Below are 23,155 nucleotides of genomic sequence, written 5' to 3' on the forward strand. Positions count from 1 at the left end.
TGGTGGGTGAAAAAATGAAAAAAAATTGTTTAGAAAACTTCATTTCTGAAGCAAAAAGAGCAGGCAGGTGATTTCGTAAATGTAGTCTTTGAGCGTTCTGTAGGCTATTTTTTTCTGAGTTTTTACGGTATTGACAGAAATATTCAGTTCTTTGGCAATCTCATCATTGTTTTTGCCTTGTATGGCAAGAATGAAAATTCGTTTACATTTGGGCGGAAGATTTTCCTGGGTTTTAAGCAATATCCGCTCCACTTCTTCCTCTATAATGAAATATTCGAATAAAGTTTTGTCTTCTAAATCGTGCAAACTCTGCTCGTAACGTAACCTGATTTTTTGATGTTTTATATAATTCAAGACAGTATTGCGGGTCACGGAATAAAGGAAAGATTTAATGTGTATAACTGATTCCATTTCTTCCCGATGATTCCAAAGTGCACAAAAGGCTTCCTGCACAATATCTTCTGAAGCATCCAGATTATTTAAAAACCGGTTGGTAAAAAGGCACAACGAATGATACAGACCATCGAAAACGGTCTTGAAAATCAAGCTATCTCCTTGCCTGAAACGTTCCATATCCAATGTCACACCTTCCACCGAACAACTTTTTAAGAAAAACAGTGTAAATATATATTTTCCTCCGGATACCCACCAACTATTCCACAACTAAACTGAAAAATAATCCCTTCATAGCCGAAAAACAAACGAAAAACTTCGTATTTTCGCCCTTTGAAATCTATATTATATGAACGATAAACTCAAAGAGGAAATCCGGAAAACGCTGGGAATCCTGAAAAACGGAGGTGTAATTCTTTATCCGACCGATACGATCTGGGGATTGGGTTGTGACGCCACTAATCCGGAAGCTGTCAAACGGATTTATGACATCAAAAAACGGGCCGACAACAAATCGATGCTTGTATTGTTGGACGATGCAGGGAAAATAGCTTCCTATGCCGACGTCCCGGATATAGCCCTCGATTTGATCGAAGTGGCCGACAAACCGACAACTATCATCTATCCGGGTGCTAAACGTCTGGCACCCAATCTGATCGCAGAAGACGGTACGATCGGTATCCGGATTACGCGGGAAGAATTTACCCGATCTTTAATTTTCCGTTATAATAAACCCATCGTTTCGACTTCGGCCAATATCAGCGGCGAACCCTCCCCTCATTTTTTCGGGGAAATCAGTGAGGAGATCAAAAATGCAGTAGACTATATCGTAGATTATCGCCGCAACGATCATAAACCGGCAGCTCCCTCGAGTATTATCAAACTGGGAATGGGCGGGGAGATTCAAATTATCCGGAAATAATCTTTAGCTCTTGACTTTAAACATTCGACTTTAATTATGGCTTTGATTTTAAATATAGATACCTCTACTTCTGTCTGCTCGGTAGCCTTAGCCCGGGACGGAAAAATGATTGCCTTGAAAGAAAATAACGAGGGATTGAACCACTCGGTTTTATTAGGCACTTACATCGACGAAATCCTAAAAGACAATCACATGGATGCCCATTGTCTGGATGCCGTTGCGATCAGTATGGGCCCGGGATCGTATACCGGATTACGCATCGGAGTATCTATGGCGAAAGGAGTATGTTTCGGAGCAGGTAAACCTCTGATCGCCGTACCGACCTTACAAGCACTGGCCTTATCGGTATCGGAACGGATACGGGAAGAAGCGCTGTATTGCCCGATGATCGACGCCCGCCGGATGGAAGTCTATACCGCTTTTTTCGACCGTAACAACCAACAGGTCATCGATACCAAAGCAGAAATCGTCGACGAAAATTCGTTTGCCGATTTATTGGCCGGACATAAAATTTATTTTTTCGGAAATGGCAGCGACAAAGTCAGGATGCTCCTTACCGCTCCTAATGCTCATTTTATGGGGCAAGTAGAAACCTCTGCCCGGCACATGATCCCCCTTGCAGAGGAGCTGTTCGGCCGGCAAGAATTTGTCGATGTCGCCTACTTCGAACCGTTTTATCTCAAAGATTTTATTGCCACGACTCCGAAGAAAAAAGTGATTTGATCCAATTTTCGCCGGCATATCGGGTTTTGAATTTTTCGATTATATTTTTTATAAAAATATAGGAAATCATCTGTTAAAAGTTAACTTTGCAAATTCGATTTACGATATACCGTAAATTGCAATTTTAATTTTCAAAAAACAGAATGATGAAAACAAAACTTTTTACCCTGGTATTTGCAGTCCTTGTTTTAGGGGCTTGTAAAAAAGAGATTAAGCTGGATGTTAAACAAATCCATCTGACCGACACGACCGGACAATGGGACATCAAAATCGACCGTCCTGCCTTCTCGACTACAGATGCTGAAACTGAAAAAAGCTGTGTCAAATTCAACGACGAGGTCAACGGGCTGATCAACGGTATTCATGCAGCCTTTATCGAACAAGCTAAAGAGAACATTGCCTGTTTAAATTCTGCAGGTTTCAAGCAAGCAGCTCCCTACGAACTGATCATTGAAGATTCGGTGTTCCTGGCAGACCAAAATTACATCAGTGTCCGGGTATTATCGTACGAAATGCTGGGAGGAGCCCATGGGATGACCGATTTTTATGCTATAAATTACGATGTGAAGACACAGAAATTCTTAACCAATAAAGATATCCTCAACCTGGACAAAGCAGCAGATATCAATGCCCTTTTAAAGGCTAATCTGAAAGATCCGGACAAATGCTTCACTTTCGAAGCTCCGACAGTGGATAATGTCACCTGCATCAACCTTACCCTCCACACGGTCGATTTTACTTATGCCCAATATATCCTCGGTCCTTACTCTTGTGGCCACACCATCATTTCCATTCCCAAAGAAAAGATGAAGGATATGCTGGTGATCAAATAATGGTCCGACCGGTTGAAACGGATAAAACGGTAATAACAATAATAACCGTTTTATCCGTTATTATCTAAAGTCGATTATCTTCTTCCAGCACCTTAATGTCAGTTTTTCGCCGATAACAATTTTTTCAACAATAATTCTGTTCTGGGATCGGACGGACGCCAGCAGTTGTGTGCCATCATCTTACCGTCAGGGCCGATCAACATGAAACGGGGGATTCCGGTTACGCCATATTTCCGGATGAACGAACTCTTAAATCCCTCCGGAGCAATCAAAGTTACTCCCTGAATCCGATGTTCTGCCAGGTATAGTTTCCACTTCTCTTTCTCCGTCCACCGATCCATGGAGAGAGAAACAAAAACGATCTTTTCACCCCTGTATTGTTGCTCCAATTTCTGCATATAGGGCATCTCTTGTTTACAGGGTCCACACCAGGTCGCCCAGATATCCAGATATATATACTTTCCCCGGAAAGTTTCCGAACTCACTTTTACCCCGTCCTGGTCCTCGAAAATAAAGGCACATCCTTCACCATTCAAGGTGTCGTTCTTTATTTGTTCGCCGGCTTTGCTGCAAATTTCCTGAAAGAGGATTTTTCCTTTCCTGCTTTTTATCCAGGGAGCACAACACTCCAATGTCTCCGACAGACAGAGCAATTCCCGGTTATCTACCCGCCTGCTCAACTCCCTCAATAGATACTCCTCACCAATAGAACGGTTGGGAATACATTTCGCTTTTTTCAGTAAATAGTCCGAAAGAGTAAACCGAAAACGTCCTTCTTCCTCCTGTGCCAACAGATAATTATAAATCCACACCCGCCCTTCAGAAGTTTTAAAAAAAGCCGTATCCCGGAAGGGCATCCTTCCGATAGCCCGCAATAACGTACGGGGACGCTGCCAATGCTCATAACGCATTACATTATAAGTCGCCACAATGGCTTCCCAATACATTCGGCGAAGCCGACTTTTCCATTCCCGGATAAAATCAGGTTCCTCTCCTCCCCATTGTTCCACATCCCGGATACCTTGCCGGAAAATTTCCTTCAACTTACCGATATTAGCCGGCAATCCGAATTTTCCACTATTATCCGACATGTTGAAAATAGAATACACTTTTCCATCGTTGAGGAAATAACTACACATCATCGTCTCGAACATCATCTGAGGTCGAGGGTGTTCGGGGACTTCATAGAATATATTTTCGTAGGTCCGGTTTATCCCGGCCCTGGAAATATCTATTCCCAGTAAATCCCGATCGGTCAGGGCAAATAAAGTTTTTTGTGCGGTATACTTATTCTGTTCTTCATCAAACACCTGATGACTGGCGATAAAAGACAACTTCTGTGCTTTCCCTTTCAGATTTTGCCCATTCACAGCAAAAAGAATATTACTCAGTTTTCCCTGTTCGCTATACAAATCGATATCGGTCTGTTGTCCATCGTCCTTCAAGACATACCCCCCCCGGGAATAAGGAGTACCTACGATCAATTCAGCCTCCTGGTAAACAGTATATCCGCTATTCATATTCGTAACTGCCAATACCAGCGTATAATTCTGATTGGGTTCCCAATTTACGAGAGTATCCAATACCTTATCCAGAGTGAGTGTATCCCCTAACCTTCTCTGAGCAGAAATCGTCCACAGATACTCGAAACGGGCGTCCGGATCGGTAGAACAGACTTCAGGGCGAACAACCAGCCGATCGTTCATAAAATAACGCAAGTACTCCTTTTCTACTCCGGAAACCGTAATCTGTTCTCCGACTGTATAACTATAATTGCCCTTATCTTCAAAACAAGACATCAACAGCAACCCCACGATTGCCAATAAAATATATTTTTTCATAGTGTTACTTTTTATTCCGGGAATCCCGTAATTTCACGATTATCATCATCCAATAAAATATTTCCTTGCCGGTTGTATTCCAAAAGGTATTCATTCAATTTGTCCCTCCAATACATATCCGATCCCGGCTCGTCATTTAAAGCAGTAAGAAACTCGTCATCCCATTTTTTACCGGTCTGTTCAATCATCCACATGTGTTTATTGATGCTATAAGGTCCCAGAACAACACTTTCCAGATATCCTCCCCATCCGGCAGGTTTTAGTAAATCTTTTGAAAAAACCACCGTCCGGTGCAATTCAGTTTTCACCCCGGTCTTAAAGAAGTCATTTTCTACAATTTCCAATCGTAAATAATAAGTAGTCCGTTCAGCCAGTTTATTCCGGAAAATGACTACCGGTACTCTGGCTTTAACGCTGCCAGCCTCAACCGAATAATTCATCTCGTCAAAAACTTATACTGTTCGCCGGCCACAGCATTATTTTGCCCTTCGATCTGTCCTTGTACCACTTTAAAACTACGCGGGTCGGAAGAAGTATATCCTGTCGTGATCACTTCAAACCAGACTGTGTCTTCCGTCACCTGTTCCGGCTGAAAATAAAACGAATAACGTTGCAGTGTATCTTTTGTTTCCGAGAATTGTATATAAGCTTCACCGGAATACATTTTATAATCGTTCGAATTACATGCAGCCCAACATCCTGCCAGTAATCCCGATATCAGAAACCTTTTCATTTTTTTCATCTTCATTGCTTACTTTTTATTTTTCACTCAATTCCGTTTCAGGTAAAGGCAAAACATAATTTACCTCCAAGTCAGAAGGAGCCCAAAGCCATTGATTTTTAGGCAAATTCAGACGTTTATGCAGAAAAAAAGTAACGCCTTCCCCATAAAATTCTTTCCGGTATTCTGCAATAATAGCCGCTTTCCGCAGCGCAGCATCCGAAGGTAAATCTGCAGTAACCAGATTCCGGGCAGACAAAAACTCCTTCCACAAACGCTGCGCCTCGGTTTCCGGTCCCGCCTCTATGGCTATTAAATACATTTCACTCAATCGCAAAAGCGGAATAACCTTATCCTCTTCTTTCTCCGAAGTAGCCTCCGTCACCTGGTATTTATTGCATACATAATAACTCGCTTTATTCGCCATCACCAACAAATTCCAAAGATTCATTTCCCGGATATCCGAACCGGTATTTCCATACAATTCTTTCTTTACCGTTGTTTCCTTGGTTCCTTTATAGAGGCCATCTCCACTGAACAATTCGGTATATTTATCTTGTAAATCAAACCGATAAAGTGAAAACACCTGTTCACAAGGTAGGGTAAAACGGCCTTCACTAAAATCACCGGCTGTCCCCAAACGGAATCTTGGATTCCCGTCTTCATCCTTAGCCGTAATCACCGCCTGTGCAGCTTCATAAGCCTTCTGAGTATCGCCGAACCACAGATAAGCGCGGGCTTGAAGGGCTTTTACCGCATAATAGTTCATCCGGATCGTCCGGTATTTAAAATAATCTTCCTCAATTTCGGATTGTTTCTCCAAATGTTGTTTCAATAACCCTTCCGCATTTTCCAAATCGGCTATTAACCGGGCTTTATAGCCGTCGAAATTCACATGCCGGTGTAATTCTTTAGTCACTGTTTCCACATAGGGAAGTATCGGAACTGAAGTCGCCTCTGCCGGTACCGGTCCGAAAAGCCGTAGAATATCCAGATGGCACATCGCGCGTAAAGCCAGGCATTCTCCCTTTACGGCTTCATACGCTCCCGGATCAAAGATCGCTTGCCGAAGATCGACATACTCCAAAATGGCATTTACAGCCAAGATCACCTTATATTGTTGTTCGTACAAGGCATCGATCATCGTCACTGCCTGAGCGTCGGAATAACGGTGGAGGGTCAATGCTTCCTCACCGCTACCCTTTTCAGGATCCCAAAAATCAACCAGATATTCGATCTTACTCATCGTAAGATATTCACCATAACTTTTATCGCTCATCATTTCGATATAAGCACCGGTCAGGGCATCCCGGAAGCCATTCTGAGTTTCAAACAGCTGCTCTGTCGGCTTTTCTGTCCGAGGAGATACAGACAACCAATCGCTACATCCGGATACAATCAGGAGTAGTACCCATCCTATCGCATATATAATCTTATTTTTCATCATATCTCATTTTAAAAAGTTGCACTCAATGAAAAGGAAAATTGCCGTGAAAAAGGATAAGCTGTTCCCCTTTCCCTCTTTACCGACGAAATATAAAAAAGATCGGAGGTACTGACATTCAGTGTCAGATTCTCCATACCCACTATTTTTTTCAAACGGGGGGAATCGAAAAGATATTGTAAGGTCACACTCTGGCAGTTAAACACCCGCTCATTTTCGACAAAACGGGAAGTTTTAGAAGTTTTATCTTTGAGGTGCAAACCTTTAAAAGCGGCAATATCTCCGGCTTTCTGCCAACGTCCCTTATATACCCGGGCATCTACATTCTCCCGGAAATCGGTATTTTCAACTTTCTCGATCAAGGTCGAATTATAAAGCTGGCCGCCGAAACGATAGCCGAAAGAAAGATTCGCAGAGAATCCCTTATAGCGGAACATCGTACTCAGATTTCCCTGATATTTCGGTTCAGCTACTCCGCAAGCAGTCAGATCCCTGGAATCCCAGGTAAAGGTCGGTTCACCGAAACGATCCAGATACAACTCCCTACCGGTACTCGGATCAATACCCAAGGAGCGTACCACCCAAATCGTATTAGTAGAATATCCTGTTTTATACAACATATTGGGATTAGCCCCCTGATCGGCTTCCAAATCCTTTTGTGCATCCTGCAACGCTTCGGAAACTTCCAATATTTTATTTTCGTTGTGTATCAAACCACCGGTCACCGACCAGCTCAGTTCCCGGTCTGAATTACGGACCACAAACACCGTCGCTTTCAGTTCGTAACCCCGGTTCCGCATTTTACCGATATTTTCGATATAAGAAGTAAATCCGTTCGCCATCGGGATATCTACCGAGGATACCAAATCTTTCGTCGTCTCTATATAAAAATCGCCTGCCAAAGAAATACGGTTGTCTATTAATTTCATTTCGCCACCTACATTATAATTCATCTTTTGCTGCCATTGCAAATCTTCATTTCCCAGTCCTATCATCGTCGCCCCCATCCAATTATAATAGCGTCGGTCAGTGATATAGCGATAGGTCGACAAAGCCTGGTAGGAATCAAAATTCTGAGAACCGGTAATTCCGACCGAAGCCCTTAATTTCAAAAAATTCACAATCGGATTTCCCTGTAAGAACTTCTCCTGATGCAGGTTCCAACCGATACCCGTCGACCAGAAAGGAGCGAAACGCCGGGAAGTACCGAATTGCGAAGCCCCGTCAGTACGCCCCGAAAGATCGATATAATACCGGTTATCGTAGGTATAATTCACACTAGCCGTCATACCGATTGCCCGGGTCAGGCTTTCAGAACCAGCTGGTTTTACTCCCGAGGCATATTGCAAACCCATCGGCAAAAAATCGAAATCTTCATTATTGAAACCCTCTACCAGAATATCGTATCCTGTGATCTTATTTTGACGAATATTATAATCCAATCCGGCATACAACATATGTCGTTCTTTAAAAGTAACCGAATAACTCAGATTCAAACCAGCATCGTAAGAAAATTCCTTACCCGGAATATAGCGGTAGCTTCCTTTCCGGAATACATCGGCAGAAGAATAATCGGCAAAATCAGTATGATCGGCAGGTTTAAAAACATTCCGCTCCGTATGTTTCTGTTCTATGCCTATTCGGCCCCGTAACAACAGATCCGGAATGATCTGCCATTCGATAGAAAAATTATTGACAACATCGGTATATTCACTTCGGTCGTAGGTATTCAGCAAAGCATTATACAACGGATTCTGATGCTGGCGGATATAACTTTTGATCAGTTTACCCGAGTCATCGTATATCCGGTAGTAGGGATTCATTTTTACATAATCGTTAAAACTACCATAAGGCGATTCTTCGCTTTTATTAAACCCCAACATCAGGCTATTGGTAAATTTCAGGGTTTTATAATAATAGCTCAGATTCAAAGTGCCGTTCAACGTACGGCGGGACGATTTTTTCATTACCCCCTGGACATCATTATACTGGATCGAAGCAGCATAACGAAAGGTTTTGTCTCCTCCCTCCAAACGCAAGTTATGCCGATGACCGACACCTACCCGTAAAGGCTGGGACAGCCAATCCGTATTTACCCCGGAATTGATATCATTCAGAATTTTATTATAGGTCGCCAAATCTGTCAGGTTCGTCTCGCTCCACAAACCGGCTTTTTTCTCTATCTCTAATTTCTGACAGGCATTTAACACATCATAAGAATTCAGGTCGGGCACTTCCAGATTTAAATCTCCCCGATAGGTAACGCGCAATTTTCCCATCGCCGGAGCTTTTGTCGTAATGACAATCACCCCATTGGCTCCCCTCGACCCATAAATCGCTGTAGCCGAAGCATCTTTGAGCAATGTGATCGCCTCAACCTCGTTTTCATTGATATCCAACAACTTTTCCAGGCTCGTCTCAAACCCATCCAATACCACCAACGGCGTATTCATACTCACCCTTGTTTCGTCTTTCAACTGGTCAACGTTCGGTAAACTCGAATTCCCACGGATCTGTATTTCCGGTAACCGATTGGGATTAGAACCGAATTCATTGTTTTCGACAATATTAAACGAAGGGTCGATATTCCGTAAGGAAGTCAACAAGTTACGATTACCGAACTGCTTAAGTTCTTCTCCCGTCACTACGGTTGCCGCACCGGTATAACTCGACTTCGCTTTCCGAAAAATACCGGTAACGACCACTTCGTCCATTTCCACCTTTTCTTCTTCGAGTTTCACCCGTAAGAATTCCTGATTCCCGAGGACGACCTCCAAAGGTTTCATACCCACAAAAGAAAACTGTAAAACTGCTTCTCCCTCAGGAAGACTGAGCTGAAAGGCACCTTCGGTATCGGTTACTCCGCCCAAAGTCGTCCCTTTGATCCGGACAGTCACTCCCGGCAAGATGTTTCCCTGTACATCCGTCACCACACCTTTTATCTCCCGAATAGCCGACTGAAGCGGTGAAGCCGTTTTTTCCCGGTCTTTAATAACCACCACATCGTCCATTACCGTAAAAGTAAGGGGGGTGTGTTTCAACAACCGGTCCAAAATCGTTTTAAAATCTTCTTGTTTAGCTTGTAACGATAAACCGGTAATCTTTTCGATTTTATCCTGACTATAAAAAAATTGTAATCCGGTCTGTTTTTCCAATTCTTTAATCACCTGTTCCAAAGAGGTTTCTTTCACATTCAGAGTGACCCGGTGTGTCTGGGCTTGTACCCCAAAAAACAGGAAGACATTCAGTAGAAATACCAACAAAAATTTTTTTCGTCGTTCCCAGGAAAGCCCCGGTTTGTAATACCATTTTTTTTTTCATAACTTTGATTTGTTTAATTATCCAATAATTTTTCAGTGTGATACGGCAATTGCTGCTACAATTGTCGTATCGTTTTATTTCGGATTTACAGTAATAGTTCTGTCTTTCACAATAAAGGTAACATCCCCGCCGGTTTCTATAAATTGCAGGAATTCTTCTACCCGTTCATATTTTTTCAGTTGACCTGAAAAGCGTAATTTTTTTAAAGCTTCTCCATTGAAAAAAACTTCCACATCATAGTTACGTCCGACCGTCTTCATCATTTCTTCCAGGGATTCTTTGTTAAAGAAGTAAATGCCGTCCTTCCAGCTTATAAATTCTTTAGGATTCACTTGCAATAATTCCGGTTTCTCCCCCCGACGTCCGGCCCTGACCTGTTCTCCGGGTTTCATAACTATTTCCCCCTGTTTCAAATTCTTGCCGGTATAGCTGACAGCTCCTTTCACCAAGGTAGTCACAACCCGTTCTTCATCTTCATAATCCCGGATATTGAACTCTGTACCCAAGACCCGGATCTCCCCGGATGAACCGGAAACAATGAAAGGATGTGCTGTATCTCTTTCAACAGCGAAATAAGCCTCTCCCGATAAAAACACCCGCCGTTGCGAACCGTTGAAACGAACCGGATATTTCAGCTTCGAACCGGCATTCAGCCAAACCCGGGTACCGTCGCCCAAGACCAGCGAATACTCACCTCCACGCGGGACGGTCAATTCATTGTACAGGACTTGTGGTTTTGCTGTCTGTGATTGGGAAGAATAAACCAATTGTCCGTCGTGGTACTGAATCCGGGTACCGTCTTTTTCAGCTATAGGAGCCACTTCTTCTCCCAAATTTATTTTTTCTCCATTGGCCAGGGTCACCACCGCTTTCGGTTTTACAATTCCGATCTCTTCCGACAAGGGTATCGAAGCGGGTTGCCACCAAACGAATAGTCCGACCCCTCCACCGACCAACAACGGAATCAGCAACGAGGCCACCCATCTCCAGCGAAGGCGGCCGATAGACCGTTTTCCGGCCGTCATGCTCCAAAATCGCCGGTAAGCTTTATCCGTCTCAAAAATATCCGGTTCTTCCAATGCATTCTTTATCCACTCCCGGTCCTCAAATTCCCGGGCATACTTGTCCAACCCTGTCGTTTCTTTCATATGCCTGTATTCCTCGAGCTCCGAATCTTTCATCCGCCCCAACCAATATTCGAATATCAGATCGACAACCCTACCGATATCATATCCACGACGCTTCATGCTTTTTCAGATTTTTGTTATTTTTATATATTAAATCCGAAAAAGAAAAAAAGTATAACAGAAAAATGATTTTTTTTTGAAAAAATAGCTTGTACTCCCCACGCTGCTCTCTTTCGGCTATTGTTCAGAGAGCCATGCCTCGATTTTTTCTGCCGAGGCATCCTTGAGTATTACCCGTTTCCCGCTATCGAGCAGGTAGAGGGTGGGCATTGCCTTGAGATCATATACCTGTTCACGGGTAAGCCGTTTTCCCTCGTCATAACCATCGATCCAACGGGCGGGAAAGATCGCTTTTTCCCAGGCCGGCGTTTTACCCTCCACACACACGGATAGCAGGCATAACCGTCCGGCCTTCATAAATTCATTCATAACCGGTAAGGAGAGAAGCGCCTCCTTCACACGTTGACAGTCCGTGCAATCGGGATCATTGAAATAAAGCACAACATAATCGGCTTTTATACCCGAAAGCCGGTTCATGGCACCGTCGCGGGTCCGGTAGGTAAAATCGGCAGCCACATCACCCGGACGATTTTTCAGGGCCATTTCCAAGAGGTAACGGGGACGTTCTTTATCCCAATCATCCAAGCCGGGATTCCCGAGCAGTGAACGCAGTACCAGGATATGCAGCTCCTCGTTGTACATAGGCGAGTTGGGTTCGTAAAGATACTTGTCCGCCAAGGATATGAAATGGTACAACATCTCTTTTTTCACCATAGCACGCCGGAAAAGCGTGTCGACGGCAACCTGTACTTTTGCCGTGTAGGGAAGAATACTGATAAAATCGACAAATGCCTGTTCCGTGATTTCAGGCCGGGAAATTAAGGTGGTGTCAGCAAAATTGAAATAATCCCAGTAATGCACGGCCAGATAAGCAGCCCGTTCTGCGGGATCCGTCAGAAGAACAGGTACCTCGGGTAACCGAAACTCCTCCGTCGTTCGTTGCGCCTGAGCGAAGGACATAAGCCCGATACAGAAGATACACGCCCAAAGGGTTAGATTCAGAATTTTCATGTCGCTTGGTATTATGATTTATGAAAAACTCCGGACGCTTCCACGTTCGGAGTTTCCGATTGTATCATTCAAAATATCAGTTACCGGTAGCCGCTTGAAGTTCAATATCCGGCTTTGCGAACAGCTCAGCCAAATTATCGTAGATTTTGTGATAAACGTTTCCGGCAGTATCCTCGTAATGCAACTCGATTTTGTCGGAATACCAGTTGAACTCGTACTCCCTACGCAGGCGCAATTCATATCGGCCGTCAGCCGTAACGGTAACCGAACCGATACGACTGTTGTTGCCGACACGCTCGAAAGAGACGAACGCACCGACAGGCACATCCTTTACACCGTCAGCGGCTGCATAACGGAGCGTTCCCGTAATCGACCGGTTGGTTACCCGGAAAGTCTTACTATAATACACTACTTGTTTCTCGTTGGAGGAAATCGTGATGTCGCCCGCACTTACAATGCTATTTGTGATAAACGGCAAGGTTTTACGCTCTCCGTTTTGGTTTACTGAAATAGTCGTTGTATTGTCTATGTTTTCGATTGCATTTGTACCATAGTTACGTTCGGCCTCCCTGTCAGCCTCCACTGTATAAATGAAACGTCCCGGAACCGCAGGATCGGCCTTTAGTTTCGTTCCATTCAATTTGTTTGCCGCCAAGCGGTTTTCATCAATCTTCAGCATGGGCGCATCGATATAAATTTCGAACTCATTGCCGAACGGATCTACCGAGTTTCCGTCCGATCCGCAAAAACTGGTCACGTCAATGGCAATATCCACCTCCTGTTCGGGTTGATAAGTCCATACCAAAGGGGTTACCACTTCAGGAATATCTGCCGCTGAAGCGGACCTATCCGGTTCGTCATCTTTCCCTTTCCAATCCTCACCGGCATATTTTACACGTGCCCCGAAACGGAACGGATTGTAATTGGCCAGCTCAAACGTAACGCTTCGGTATGAATTACCGGCATATATACCCATATCACCGGCATCTGCCGCCAGTACCGCCTCATTACCGGGTTGGTTCGAGGCAATCCTGACCACTTCCGCGCTTTTTGCCCGGTTCGTGTACATATAAATCGAATATTTGCCGGTTTCCGTCGGACTGCCGGGCTTTATCGGTTTGAACATCAACATACGACCGCCTGCCGGATTGTTCTTTCTCCACCACGTATCTGCCTCGTCAGTATAGAAATTACAGTCAAACGACACAATATCGGCTTCCGACGGATCTTTATAATCCGACAAATACTGTGAATATAGCAAGAACTCATCTTTCTCTCCGGCATTGAACGGTGTTCCTCTTTGGTCATCTTCCACTTCATCGCCTTGTTTCTGCATGAGTTGCAGATCAAACTGCACCTTAGCATTGACCTTCTGCGGCACCAGGCGGTATAACACATACTCGTCATCTGCATATCCATCCGGATTTTGGGTAGGATCGGCGCTATACGCTTTCAGTCCCGTTACCGTGATGGACTTACGGGTGTCAGAGAACGTAAATTCCCGAGTCATGGTTTCGAAGTGTTCGGCCTCAATATAGAGCGTCCCTTTATATCCGGCAGCCTGTGACAGGATATTCTCGAAATAAACCCGTTGCACACCGGCCTGTTCGACCGTATATAGAAATTTATAGTCCGGTTCCGTTTTGATGTCTCCACTACTGTACCACTCCTTGTCGCCATTACGGACCACGGGCAATGCCATACCTGCCTCGTAACGTATATCCAATTCGTTGGCCGATAGGTACACTTTCATCGGGAACAGCTCGTCAGGACATGTTTCGGGAATGGTAAACATCACCGTTACGTGCGAACGGTCTTCGGTTGGATTATTCTCGTTTATTTTTCCGTACACCTGCGTGCCTACCCATGAAGGAGTGAACGCCTGTCTCTTCACTGTGATCACTTTAATTTTGCGTTGCAGACGTCCTTTCTTTACAAGCAATGTACCTTCCAGCTTCTCGTTATTTCCCAAAGGAAGCAGAGAGATGACGATACTGCCCTTACCAATCCCGTCTTCAATCTCAAAACTATTGTCTATATTTTGTCTAGCCACGAGGTTATCTATCCACGAGACATCTGCCTTATCGTCTTTTGTTATCGTCGTTCCGTTTTTACCTTTAACAGTATAAGAAAGTGTGTAGTTTCCGGTTCCGCCCGTAGCGTCTCCATCTATCACATAGCCGGTCTTTTCAACCGTGAGAATGTAATTCTGATCCTCTACCTCGTTCACCTCGTCGGAAATGGAGATCCAGACGTTGTTCGTGGCCGCTGCTGTCAATGCAGCGGCGAAGTTTTCCTGTCCAAAAGAAAGGGCTCCCTTGATATTCAACTTGTAATGATGGTTACGGCGTATGAGAATCTGATCGCCTTTTTCGTCAATCAGCATCACCCGATAATATTTTTCCGTGGACTCACCCGGAACATGTCCGCGAATGATGATACTGACAGGATCATCTGCGCTGTTTTCACTTTCGAAGATATACTGTTTCGTGGCCGTGGTCACATCCGTGATGTCGCTCATCCTGGCATCATTCTGCGGAAGTGTGACAAACGGATCGTCTTCGCCCGGCCACTCGAAATCGAATCCCTTTTCCGGGTGATAGGGAGCTACCGTACCAAAGGCATTCGTGTTATAGGCTACAAAACCCGTCACCTCTATCCACCCGTTGATCGGATTGTCGATGGAAACCTGCGCATGGTTGCGGATCATCTTTATCGTATTTCCCTTGTCGGCCATTTGAGCATCGATCTTACTATCGTTATCCGGATCGCAGGTAAAACGTGCCCAATAGATCATACGCCCCGACGAGCCCTCCAGCAGAGCCATAACCTCGGCCTCCGATTTGTTACGAAATTTATCCTCCTTGAATTCCGACATATTCTGATTGGCGAGAAAATGTACGGTTCGGGTATTTTCAGGCACTTCGGCCTCGAAATTTCCTGTTAAGCCGGCTCCATTCCCGGTAGGGGTAACTTTGGCCTCGACGGTCGTGGTAAAAAGACCGTAACTGTCGAAACAGAACAGTGTCATGTCCTGTACACCACCTCCGTCGGGATCGACCGAACGGGTTACCACCTCCTGCATAGCCGGAATATCGGCACTGAACCGAAGGGCCACGTAACCTTCATGTGCCGTGGGCATCGAGTCCGGCAGGTCATCTTGCCGGCAAGAGACCAGTAGCACAGCCAAAGTTATTGCCGTATGTATTACTCTTTTTATCATAGTCTTATCCTTTATCTGTTCTTCGTACTAATTACCGGTCTATTTGCCATTGTAAACGTCGCGGACACAACGAACACCGGTTCCATTCATATTGTTTTTAGAATTGGATACCCTGCCGCTTGCACTATAATAATATGCAGCATTTAACAGATAATCTATAGCATCTGCATCTGCATTTTCTGTTCCTTGAAAATCCATGATAATCTTCAATTCGGCCTCGGTTGGCAAACGCCAATCGTCATACACCGTTCCATCCTCTGCAACCTCCACATAATTAGCACAATGCTCCCGTGCAACCCTCAAACTATTGTCGCTGTCATCCAATGTCAAATTTCCAGCCCCCAACATAAAGCCACCTAATGAAGATGCAATCATAAAAGATGGGGAGACCAGTTGAGCATTATCTTTTCCGGGATCTGTAACCATCAGTCCGGGATTACTTTCGTCTTCAATCAATCGAGGACGTCCCACTGTATATTTATTCGATGTTGCTGTTAATCGAATATGGTACAAACGTCCATTGTATTCTCCTGTGCTGCTTGTCTCTCTCTGCTCCCTACTATTCCAATAATAGTGCAGAATGGTTGATTTTCCGTTCGTTACACTGGAAACAAACTTAGATCGGAAAAAACCGCTGGATGTATTAGTTTCACCCCACCAACCACTTCTTTCTGATGCTTCGTAATCATATTGTCCGTTCCAGCTGGATATATTTCCCGTGGCAAGGCTGATTCCGTATATACGGTCTCCCATATACTCATACGTGGTAGGCCGGGCGTTATTTGTTTTAAAATCGTCACGATAAGAATACCAACTCTGTATGTTTATGATGTACTCCAACGGGTACTGGATAATTTCGACCTCACGTTCTACCTGATCATCATTAAAGACTTTCACTTTGATATAGCGGATCGTGTTGTTGGTCGGTACCGGGCTATGAATGCCGATATTTCCTGTTACATCAGGCTCGGGGGTTATGGTGATTTGCCTGAGAGTCTGAGCATCTACAGAACGTTGCACTCCGAACTTGTCGTAATAATAAGCGCTTACAACTTCAGCATGTACTTCCGATGACGATGCAAATCGCAGTGTAGTATTGTCATCCGCCATATTATGCATCTCTATCTCGTTTTCATTCAGCGTCAGGTAGACCGGACGATCATCCTCACCGCCAACCAGAATCGTTTGTTCATTCCAGTCCTGCACGGAATAAGTCATATCAGTCAATTCAACCGGTTTTGACGGGTCGTTGGCTCCGGGAGCATTCACACTGACTACCACCTCGTAGCAGGTATTACGTTCCAGTGCTTTCTTTTCGCTGACAGGGATCTGGTACCAGTTGCTCTCACGAAGCTGTGCATCGTCTCCATCCCCCTCATACTTCATGGGAATATTCACAACCAGACGTACTTCCTTTTCAAGCGCACTTTCGTTTATCCACGTATGAGCATAGGTATAGGCGGTCACGGTAATTAAATCCGCAGTCCAGTTGAAATAGCTGCCGGAGGACTTATCGGTATCTGTCAGATCAGCCGTACCGTTTACATCCGCTATTACCGATGTTGTATAAGGCATGTTGCGCAAATAATATCCTGCATTATGGGCTTCCTTACTGTCATCGAACGTTACTCTGTCACCCTTCTGTATCCTGACGACAATCTTGGCTGCCGCACGGCGTAAGGTAACCTGCAGTTCCGTATTGTCCGTAGCCGTTCCGTAGTTTAGAGTTACCGTTTCGGGGGCATTGGGTTCATCGGTTCCAGCATAAGCCACACCGTCCATCAGAAAAGTCCGCGGGGCACCGCTCACCTGCGATAATCCTGTCATGTGGATATTCCGGTCGCTCTGCGTCATGGCCTTGAGTCTATTCAGATCGAAATCTTTGGCATCGAATATTTCCGCCAGAGCTGTGCTGTTGGCAATCAGGTATACCCAATACTTTGTGTCTTTATTGAAACTGCTCCTCTTAGCTGTTAAGGTGATCTTACCGTTACCGGTTTCACTGCCCTCCACCCGCTCGTGCCATTTCCAATCTCCGTTCTCTTCGAAAATCACAACGTCGATATGGTTGACGGCCATTTCCACTCCGGGTTCATTGCCGGCACGGCTCACAGGCAATGTCTCCGACGATAGATTAAGAATGATGCTATTACCGTTCTTTTCCATGCTTCTGCCCGAAATATCGTCGTCTTTTTCACAGGCGGTAAGAAACAGTACCGCCATGCCACAAACAATAATATGATATACTAGCTGTTTCATCGCTCGTTAGTTATTTATGGGTACTTCGATCTGTTTTATCACAATTGCCTCGGGAATGTTACTCCCCTGCCATTTCAAGGAAGCGCTCTGCCCGTTAATTAATAACAATGAACTACCTGTCTGATCCCACGCCGGCGTGTAAGAGATAGCCAGACTTACCGTTTTGTCCACATTTGTGGACTTCAATGCCTTGATCTTGATTTGGTAGGGGTCAGAGGAAGCCACATAATTTCCCGGATCGACAAGCACTCCTTTTTGATAAACCGTTATCTCAAAATCTCCAGCTGTGGCATCAAGCAATGTGGGAACCCATATCTGTTTATCAGGCCCGAATATCGAGAATGTGAAAGAGTAACTGCCCTCCTCAGAAGTAGCATCGTTATTGTACCAAATAGTCGGTTGGCTGTATTGTCCATCTTCCGGTACCGAGCTTCCGTCAGCAGGTGTTATCGGATTGTCGTAACTCGGATAATCAAAAGTGATATTGTAATTCTCCTTATTCCAGTCGGCCACCTTATATTCGACGGTTATCTTACCATCGTTGTGCATCAGGCAACAGACCGTATAATATTTATTCCTTTCGATAGGAGGCATATATACAAAACCGCTTCGGGCGTTTCCATCGAATTCATAGTCTACCCGAAGAACATTACCGTCGTTATCCCCCTTAACGTCCCATGAGGTACTACCCCAAGGGTTTTCGAAAAGATAGAAAGATTCGTTCAGAACAGGTGTATAGTTCGCCGGGTTTTCCTTATCGGTTTGCGAGGCATTCTCAGCTAAAGTTTTCGTTACCTCTTCTTCGACAACTTCGAGGCTGATATCACCTGTAATACCTGTTATCGCTTTCAGTGTTTCATCAGTTTGCGGCATCAGGTAATTGCGTGTCCTTGTTCCGGATGCCAGTACGGTCAATCCGGTAACACGCAGACTGCTATTCTCTCCGACAGGCTTGGCTGCGAATACGCCGAGCTTACCTATCGGGCGTTTCAGTTCAAACGTAAGGTCCTGCCGAAGCAACGTGTGCCCTGCATGTCCGGGATCGGCCGGGGTCTTATCCGACAACTGCGTCAAGTCGATTGTTTCCGTCTGTTTGCAAAACATCGGCAAACCTTTCGACGTATTCAGCTTCGTGAATGTAAAATGGTTCAACTGGGTTTCCGTTGTGTTTTCCGTCAATAAGACAGAAGAACCCGGTGTTTCCATGGCCGCTTCGTTGGCCACGACATAGAAGTCCACCTTCTGTGTCATGGTGGAATACATGGTCAGGTGCATCAGGAACGAGGGATTGTTCACGTCCAGTCCGTCTTTCGTGTAGAAGTGTCCGGCCGGTTGTCCATCAACAAAAGCGTATACGCGCAACGAGTGCAGAACAGTCTCGTTGTTTGTGGGAATACCGTCGGTCTCCTCTACGGCCCGGGTGCCTATGTTCAGTTGCACCAACGCATCACCCTTTTCAGAGGGGACTGTATATTTTTCTTTGATACAGCCGGAGAGCAGAGAAGCACAACAGCCGAATAAGAACACCGCATAAAGTATCTTTCTCATGTTTCACATATTTTAAGGGTCTTAAAATTCAGGTTTCACTTGCTCAACATACCATTCGGGAACGGTGACCTTTATCGCGCCCGCCTTGAATTCGATCCGGATCGGAATCAGCACCTCTTGTTTAGAACAATCGATCATAGGGTTAGCAGCCAAAAAATCAGCCAGGTTGATCTCCGCCAGCAACTCTTCCCCGGAAGCCTGACGCAGACAGACGTTCACGTCCCTGTGATTCATGTGCCGCATTATGTTGGCACGAGCCGTCAGCAATTTTTTGCCGGACTCATATGTAGTTTCAAGCAAATAATCCGTAGCCTCTCCGCATGCCCGGTTCTCGAAATCGGTACAAGGCGAGACACCACATATCTCAAGTACAGGCAATGAACCTGCACGTTTTCCCACAGCGGGAATCCCAACCACTTCTACGAACAAATCGTAGTGGGAGCTGGCAAATTCTATCGTTTTGGTCTGATCATCCTCTTCCCTGCCGGTAAAAGGCAGCACGGTATAGGACGTTGAAGCGTGATAAAGAGAGTCGTTGCCGGAAACCTGTTTACCGGCAAAATAATCCCCGTCAGCAAATACTATTTTGTTAAAGTCACAAGTGGTGAGGCCCTCCACTCTCGTGTGATGGGTGTTTCCCACGCAGACGATCCTGTAATCCCCGGCTTTGAGCGGGGGAAGCAAAGCCGTACGGCTTGCTAACTCATCGTCGGATAAAGTATGCGAATTGACGCATTTATTCTCTGCATCGAAAACATACATTTCCACCCGGCAGATCTTGTCGGGGAATATCTCCGTCGTACCATCTCCCTTATAGCTGAGTGTCAATCTGTTGATGCTAAAACAGTCATCTATGTCTTCATCGATACAAGAAGTTAACGCACCTCCTAACAACGCCAGACAGAAAACAATACTCGTCAATTTCATAAATCTTATTTTTATTTCATCAAGGAGAAAAAAGAGGGGGAAGACGGGATACACCCGCCATTCCGCACCCTTTAATAATTATTAGAATTCAGGAGAAACAGGAACGACAGTCCAGTCTGCCACATCCACATTTAACTCCACGCAACGCTCAGGTTCGTCGAAATCACCATCCGTGAACGAGTAGAGCACCCGGTAGATCTTTCCTGATGTAAAGGCAGAAGCATTGGTAAACTGTCCGCGTAAATAGAGAGGCACCTCTGAATTACTGTTCACACCGCGCAGGGCGAGCAACAACTCAGGATTCTTAGCAGCATCCGTCACGTGTGCTAAACCGTAAGTGATGATTCCGGCGGCATCTTCTCCATCTTCAGCAGGATCGGTAATATCCGTACCATCTACGAATTTTTTCCCGCCGACAGCCAATTCTAAATTCAATTCATCGGCCCACGGTGCGGAACGATCTTCGATCCAACCCCATACTTCCGTATGATCGATAGTTTCAAATACTTTAGTATCCTCCACAGGAAGTTTAGACACGAAATCAGACTGTGTATAGTAATTGTTCAATGCTATTTTCTGTAACTTGACAGAGGTATACTTGGGAACATCTCCCTCTTGGGTATACTGGAATCCATAGATTTCGAAACGCGATACACGTGGCTCCAGGGTTACGTTCGCCGTGTAAACATTGTCATGAATTTCGCTCCCGTCAAGTTTTTTTTCTTCAAGCTCATCTTCACCATAAAGAGGATAGGTCGGGTGACCGCTTCCATTGTCATTCGGTATATGATCAACACGGGCTGCAATTGTAGAGTACTCCACGTCACCGATATTCCCCACGACAACGACTTTCGAGGTGGCAGCGGGCAGAAAATGATAGGTAATATCTTTTCCGTTCTCACCTATTTCAGCCCACTCAGAATCTGTTTTACTGAAATAGACCTGTTGATCCTGATTCTCATACTGAGGAACGGTTTGCAGGTTGCCGGCAGCATCCACAAAGAACACCTTGAAATTTTCCAACGCAACCTGGGAACCACCTTTCATTGCATCACCCGTAGCACGTGACTTCACAGTCTTTTGGATATTAGGCAGTTTGATCGTCACACTTTTGGGCATAGTATCCGTTTTCACACCATCTTCATGCTCGTCCTTACTGCAAGAAACAAGTCCCATTGTAGCCACTAAGGCCATCAATACTAAATTTTTCACTTTCATAAATACAAAAATTAATGGTTTTATTGAAAATTATAATTGTTCTATTACTCCTTGCACTTGTGTCAGGTTATGCCGGGCCTCTTCCACCCCTGCTTCGGCGGCACGACGGAAAGCGTCTTCCGCTTTATAAGGCTCTCCGGCCCCGGCATAGGCAACTCCCAGGGTGTTGAGAAGCGTGGAATCGCTGAAGGTAACCTTCGAATATTCTAACAATTGCACAGCCTTGTCATACTCCTTCTTTGCCATAGCCTCTAATGCCAGGTCGTTCAAGACGGCCGGTGCATCGGGGAAGTAACGGGCAGCCACCTGCATAACTTTCCCGTATCCGGGTGATCCCTTCTCATAAGAAGCGGCCACTTTATACATCTCCGTCAAGCTCAGCAAATCGGGACGTTCGTCCACCATGCGCCGGGCCTCGTCGAGATTGAAGTTGCGAACATTGTATTCTATTTTATATTCATTACGCCGTAAAAGAGGATATATCTCGTTGAGCAGGCGATGATAGATGTCGGCAGGTACTAATTCCTGCAACTGTTTTTCACAGACATCACGGTCTCCTGTACATTCATCGATAATGCGCACGACCTCTCCACGTTTCAGAAGCCCTGGAAACTTGTCCAGCACGAGACGGAAACCTTCCCAATCCTCACCTTTCCAATCGACGTGTATCATGGCAGGGTCGAACTTGTCATGGCGGCAAATATAGTCGGCCAACGCTTTGGCACGATTCTCCGACAGTTTGAGGTTGTGAGCCACAGTACCCTCCGGAGAAGCGTAACCGGTAATAAAAATACCCGTGATGGAAACATCCTCGTTATCCTCGACTAGCTGAATCGAATGGGACACGGTATCCAATTCAGAACGATTATCCTTATATCCGGGAAGGATCCTGTAACTATCCTGACGAAACTGGAGACGCGCCGTACGGGTTTCAGCCCGGACTTTCACCGGTTCCGGTTCGGGCACAATCGTACAAATTCTGTAATCAGGGATGAAAGCGGGAAGAATATTCCCGGGCAGGACCTGTTCCGCTTTACCTTCCGAACAGTTTACACACCCATACACCTGCTCACGCAGTTCGATCCGCCCATCGAGCATCCAGTGTTCGTAAGGGACTGTCGCCAGATACTCGTACCCCTGATCTTTACCGTTACGGCGACGGATGACAACCTGTGCATTCTCGTCGTGATAAGGGGGAATATCTACACTTTCCAGACGCTGAGCCCGAAGATACATTTTGTTGCGGGCTTTACCGTCTATGACGATCGGTGGGAAAGCCGCTTCACGGTTTCCATCCTTGGATAGCAATATGGGAGTCAAGGCTATCGTATGCTGTGTCTTGATTTTAAGTTCACTCAAATCAACCAGCATGGTCAGTTGTACTTCTCTGCCTTTCTTGACAACTCCCCGGTTCTGTATCCCGATTTCGGCAAGGTAACTGATCTCGTTTTCAGCATGTATCACCTCCGGACAACATGCCAGTAACGCTAAGAATATGATATATAAATGTTTCATCTTTTTCCG

17 protein-coding genes are annotated in these 23,155 nt (G+C 45.2%); 3 read left to right on the top strand and 14 right to left on the bottom strand.

Going from position 1 to position 23,155, the window contains the following annotated elements; translation table 11 throughout:
• Window positions 1-39: 39 nt before the first annotated feature.
• Entirely contained in the window at window positions 40-594 is a 555-nt protein-coding gene (locus AC5RDS_RS00205; RefSeq protein WP_013611790.1) for an RNA polymerase sigma-70 factor, read from the bottom strand.
• A gap of 148 nt (window positions 595-742) precedes the next feature.
• Here AC5RDS_RS00205 and AC5RDS_RS00210 point away from each other — a divergent pair, with 148 nt between their 5' ends.
• The 3 genes from AC5RDS_RS00210 (at window position 743) to AC5RDS_RS00220 (ending at window position 2,871) form a co-directional block, all read left to right on the top strand.
• Window positions 743-1,315 carry an L-threonylcarbamoyladenylate synthase gene (locus AC5RDS_RS00210; RefSeq protein ID WP_013611791.1) on the top strand — a complete coding sequence of 191 codons (573 nt, stop codon included), beginning with the start codon at window positions 743-745 and terminating at the stop codon, window positions 1,313-1,315.
• A gap of 36 nt (window positions 1,316-1,351) precedes the next feature.
• Window positions 1,352-2,038 carry a tRNA (adenosine(37)-N6)-threonylcarbamoyltransferase complex dimerization subunit type 1 TsaB gene (gene tsaB / locus AC5RDS_RS00215; protein WP_013611792.1) on the top strand — a complete coding sequence of 229 codons (687 nt, stop codon included), beginning with the start codon at window positions 1,352-1,354 and terminating at the stop codon, window positions 2,036-2,038.
• 146 nt (window positions 2,039-2,184) lie between these two features.
• Window positions 2,185-2,871 (top strand): PdaC/SigV domain-containing protein, encoded by a 687-nt coding sequence (locus tag AC5RDS_RS00220; RefSeq protein WP_013611793.1) that lies wholly within the window; start codon window positions 2,185-2,187, stop codon window positions 2,869-2,871.
• 98 nt (window positions 2,872-2,969) lie between these two features.
• On the opposite strand, the gene AC5RDS_RS00225 is transcribed toward AC5RDS_RS00220, so the two are convergent.
• From AC5RDS_RS00225 to AC5RDS_RS00285, 13 genes are all read right to left on the bottom strand, one after another.
• Window positions 2,970-4,712, bottom strand: a complete 1,743-nt coding sequence (locus AC5RDS_RS00225; RefSeq protein WP_013611794.1) for a PKD-like family lipoprotein — start codon at window positions 4,710-4,712, stop codon at window positions 2,970-2,972.
• Window positions 4,713-4,723: 11 nt separating this feature from the next.
• Complete coding sequence (locus AC5RDS_RS00230; protein ID WP_041556558.1) at window positions 4,724-5,152, bottom strand: DUF4843 domain-containing protein; 429 nt, start codon at window positions 5,150-5,152, stop codon at window positions 4,724-4,726.
• A complete protein-coding gene (locus tag AC5RDS_RS00235; protein ID WP_147348218.1) occupies window positions 5,149-5,454 on the bottom strand; it encodes a DUF4843 domain-containing protein in 306 nt (101 codons plus the stop codon). The genes AC5RDS_RS00230 and AC5RDS_RS00235 overlap by 4 nt, the downstream gene beginning before the upstream one ends.
• A 16-nt stretch (window positions 5,455-5,470) precedes the next feature.
• Window positions 5,471-6,877 (bottom strand): RagB/SusD family nutrient uptake outer membrane protein, encoded by a 1,407-nt coding sequence (locus tag AC5RDS_RS00240; protein ID WP_013611795.1) that lies wholly within the window; start codon window positions 6,875-6,877, stop codon window positions 5,471-5,473.
• Window positions 6,878-6,888: 11 nt separating this feature from the next.
• Window positions 6,889-10,140 (bottom strand): SusC/RagA family TonB-linked outer membrane protein, encoded by a 3,252-nt coding sequence (locus AC5RDS_RS00245; protein ID WP_494222166.1) that lies wholly within the window; start codon window positions 10,138-10,140, stop codon window positions 6,889-6,891.
• A 132-nt stretch (window positions 10,141-10,272) separates the two neighbouring features.
• Window positions 10,273-11,445, bottom strand: coding sequence for a FecR family protein (locus AC5RDS_RS00250; protein WP_013611797.1), 1,173 nt, complete (start codon window positions 11,443-11,445; stop codon window positions 10,273-10,275).
• A gap of 117 nt (window positions 11,446-11,562) precedes the next feature.
• Window positions 11,563-12,456 carry a DUF5106 domain-containing protein gene (locus tag AC5RDS_RS00255; protein ID WP_013611798.1) on the bottom strand — a complete coding sequence of 298 codons (894 nt, stop codon included), beginning with the start codon at window positions 12,454-12,456 and terminating at the stop codon, window positions 11,563-11,565.
• A gap of 76 nt (window positions 12,457-12,532) precedes the next feature.
• On the bottom strand, window positions 12,533-15,679 hold the full coding sequence (locus AC5RDS_RS00260; protein WP_013611799.1) for a FimE-like fimbrial tip protein: 3,147 nt from the start codon (window positions 15,677-15,679) through the stop codon (window positions 12,533-12,535).
• A gap of 39 nt (window positions 15,680-15,718) precedes the next feature.
• Window positions 15,719-17,938 carry a fimbrial tip adhesin FimD gene (gene fimD, locus AC5RDS_RS00265; RefSeq protein ID WP_118103558.1) on the bottom strand — a complete coding sequence of 740 codons (2,220 nt, stop codon included), beginning with the start codon at window positions 17,936-17,938 and terminating at the stop codon, window positions 15,719-15,721.
• Window positions 17,939-17,944: 6 nt separating this feature from the next.
• Window positions 17,945-19,486 (bottom strand): hypothetical protein, encoded by a 1,542-nt coding sequence (locus AC5RDS_RS00270; protein WP_013611801.1) that lies wholly within the window; start codon window positions 19,484-19,486, stop codon window positions 17,945-17,947.
• Window positions 19,487-19,507: 21 nt separating this feature from the next.
• Window positions 19,508-20,413 (bottom strand): FimB/Mfa2 family fimbrial subunit, encoded by a 906-nt coding sequence (locus AC5RDS_RS00275; protein ID WP_013611802.1) that lies wholly within the window; start codon window positions 20,411-20,413, stop codon window positions 19,508-19,510.
• 81 nt (window positions 20,414-20,494) lie between these two features.
• On the bottom strand, window positions 20,495-21,631 hold the full coding sequence (locus AC5RDS_RS00280) for a hypothetical protein (RefSeq protein ID WP_172721192.1): 1,137 nt from the start codon (window positions 21,629-21,631) through the stop codon (window positions 20,495-20,497).
• Window positions 21,632-21,661: 30 nt separating this feature from the next.
• The gene (locus AC5RDS_RS00285) at window positions 21,662-23,146 is read right to left on the bottom strand and encodes a DUF3868 domain-containing protein (RefSeq protein WP_046402518.1); all 1,485 of its coding nucleotides are present in this window, start codon (window positions 23,144-23,146) and stop codon (window positions 21,662-21,664) included.
• Window positions 23,147-23,155 lie beyond the last annotated feature (9 nt).

Source organism: Odoribacter sp. (assembly GCF_985060555.1).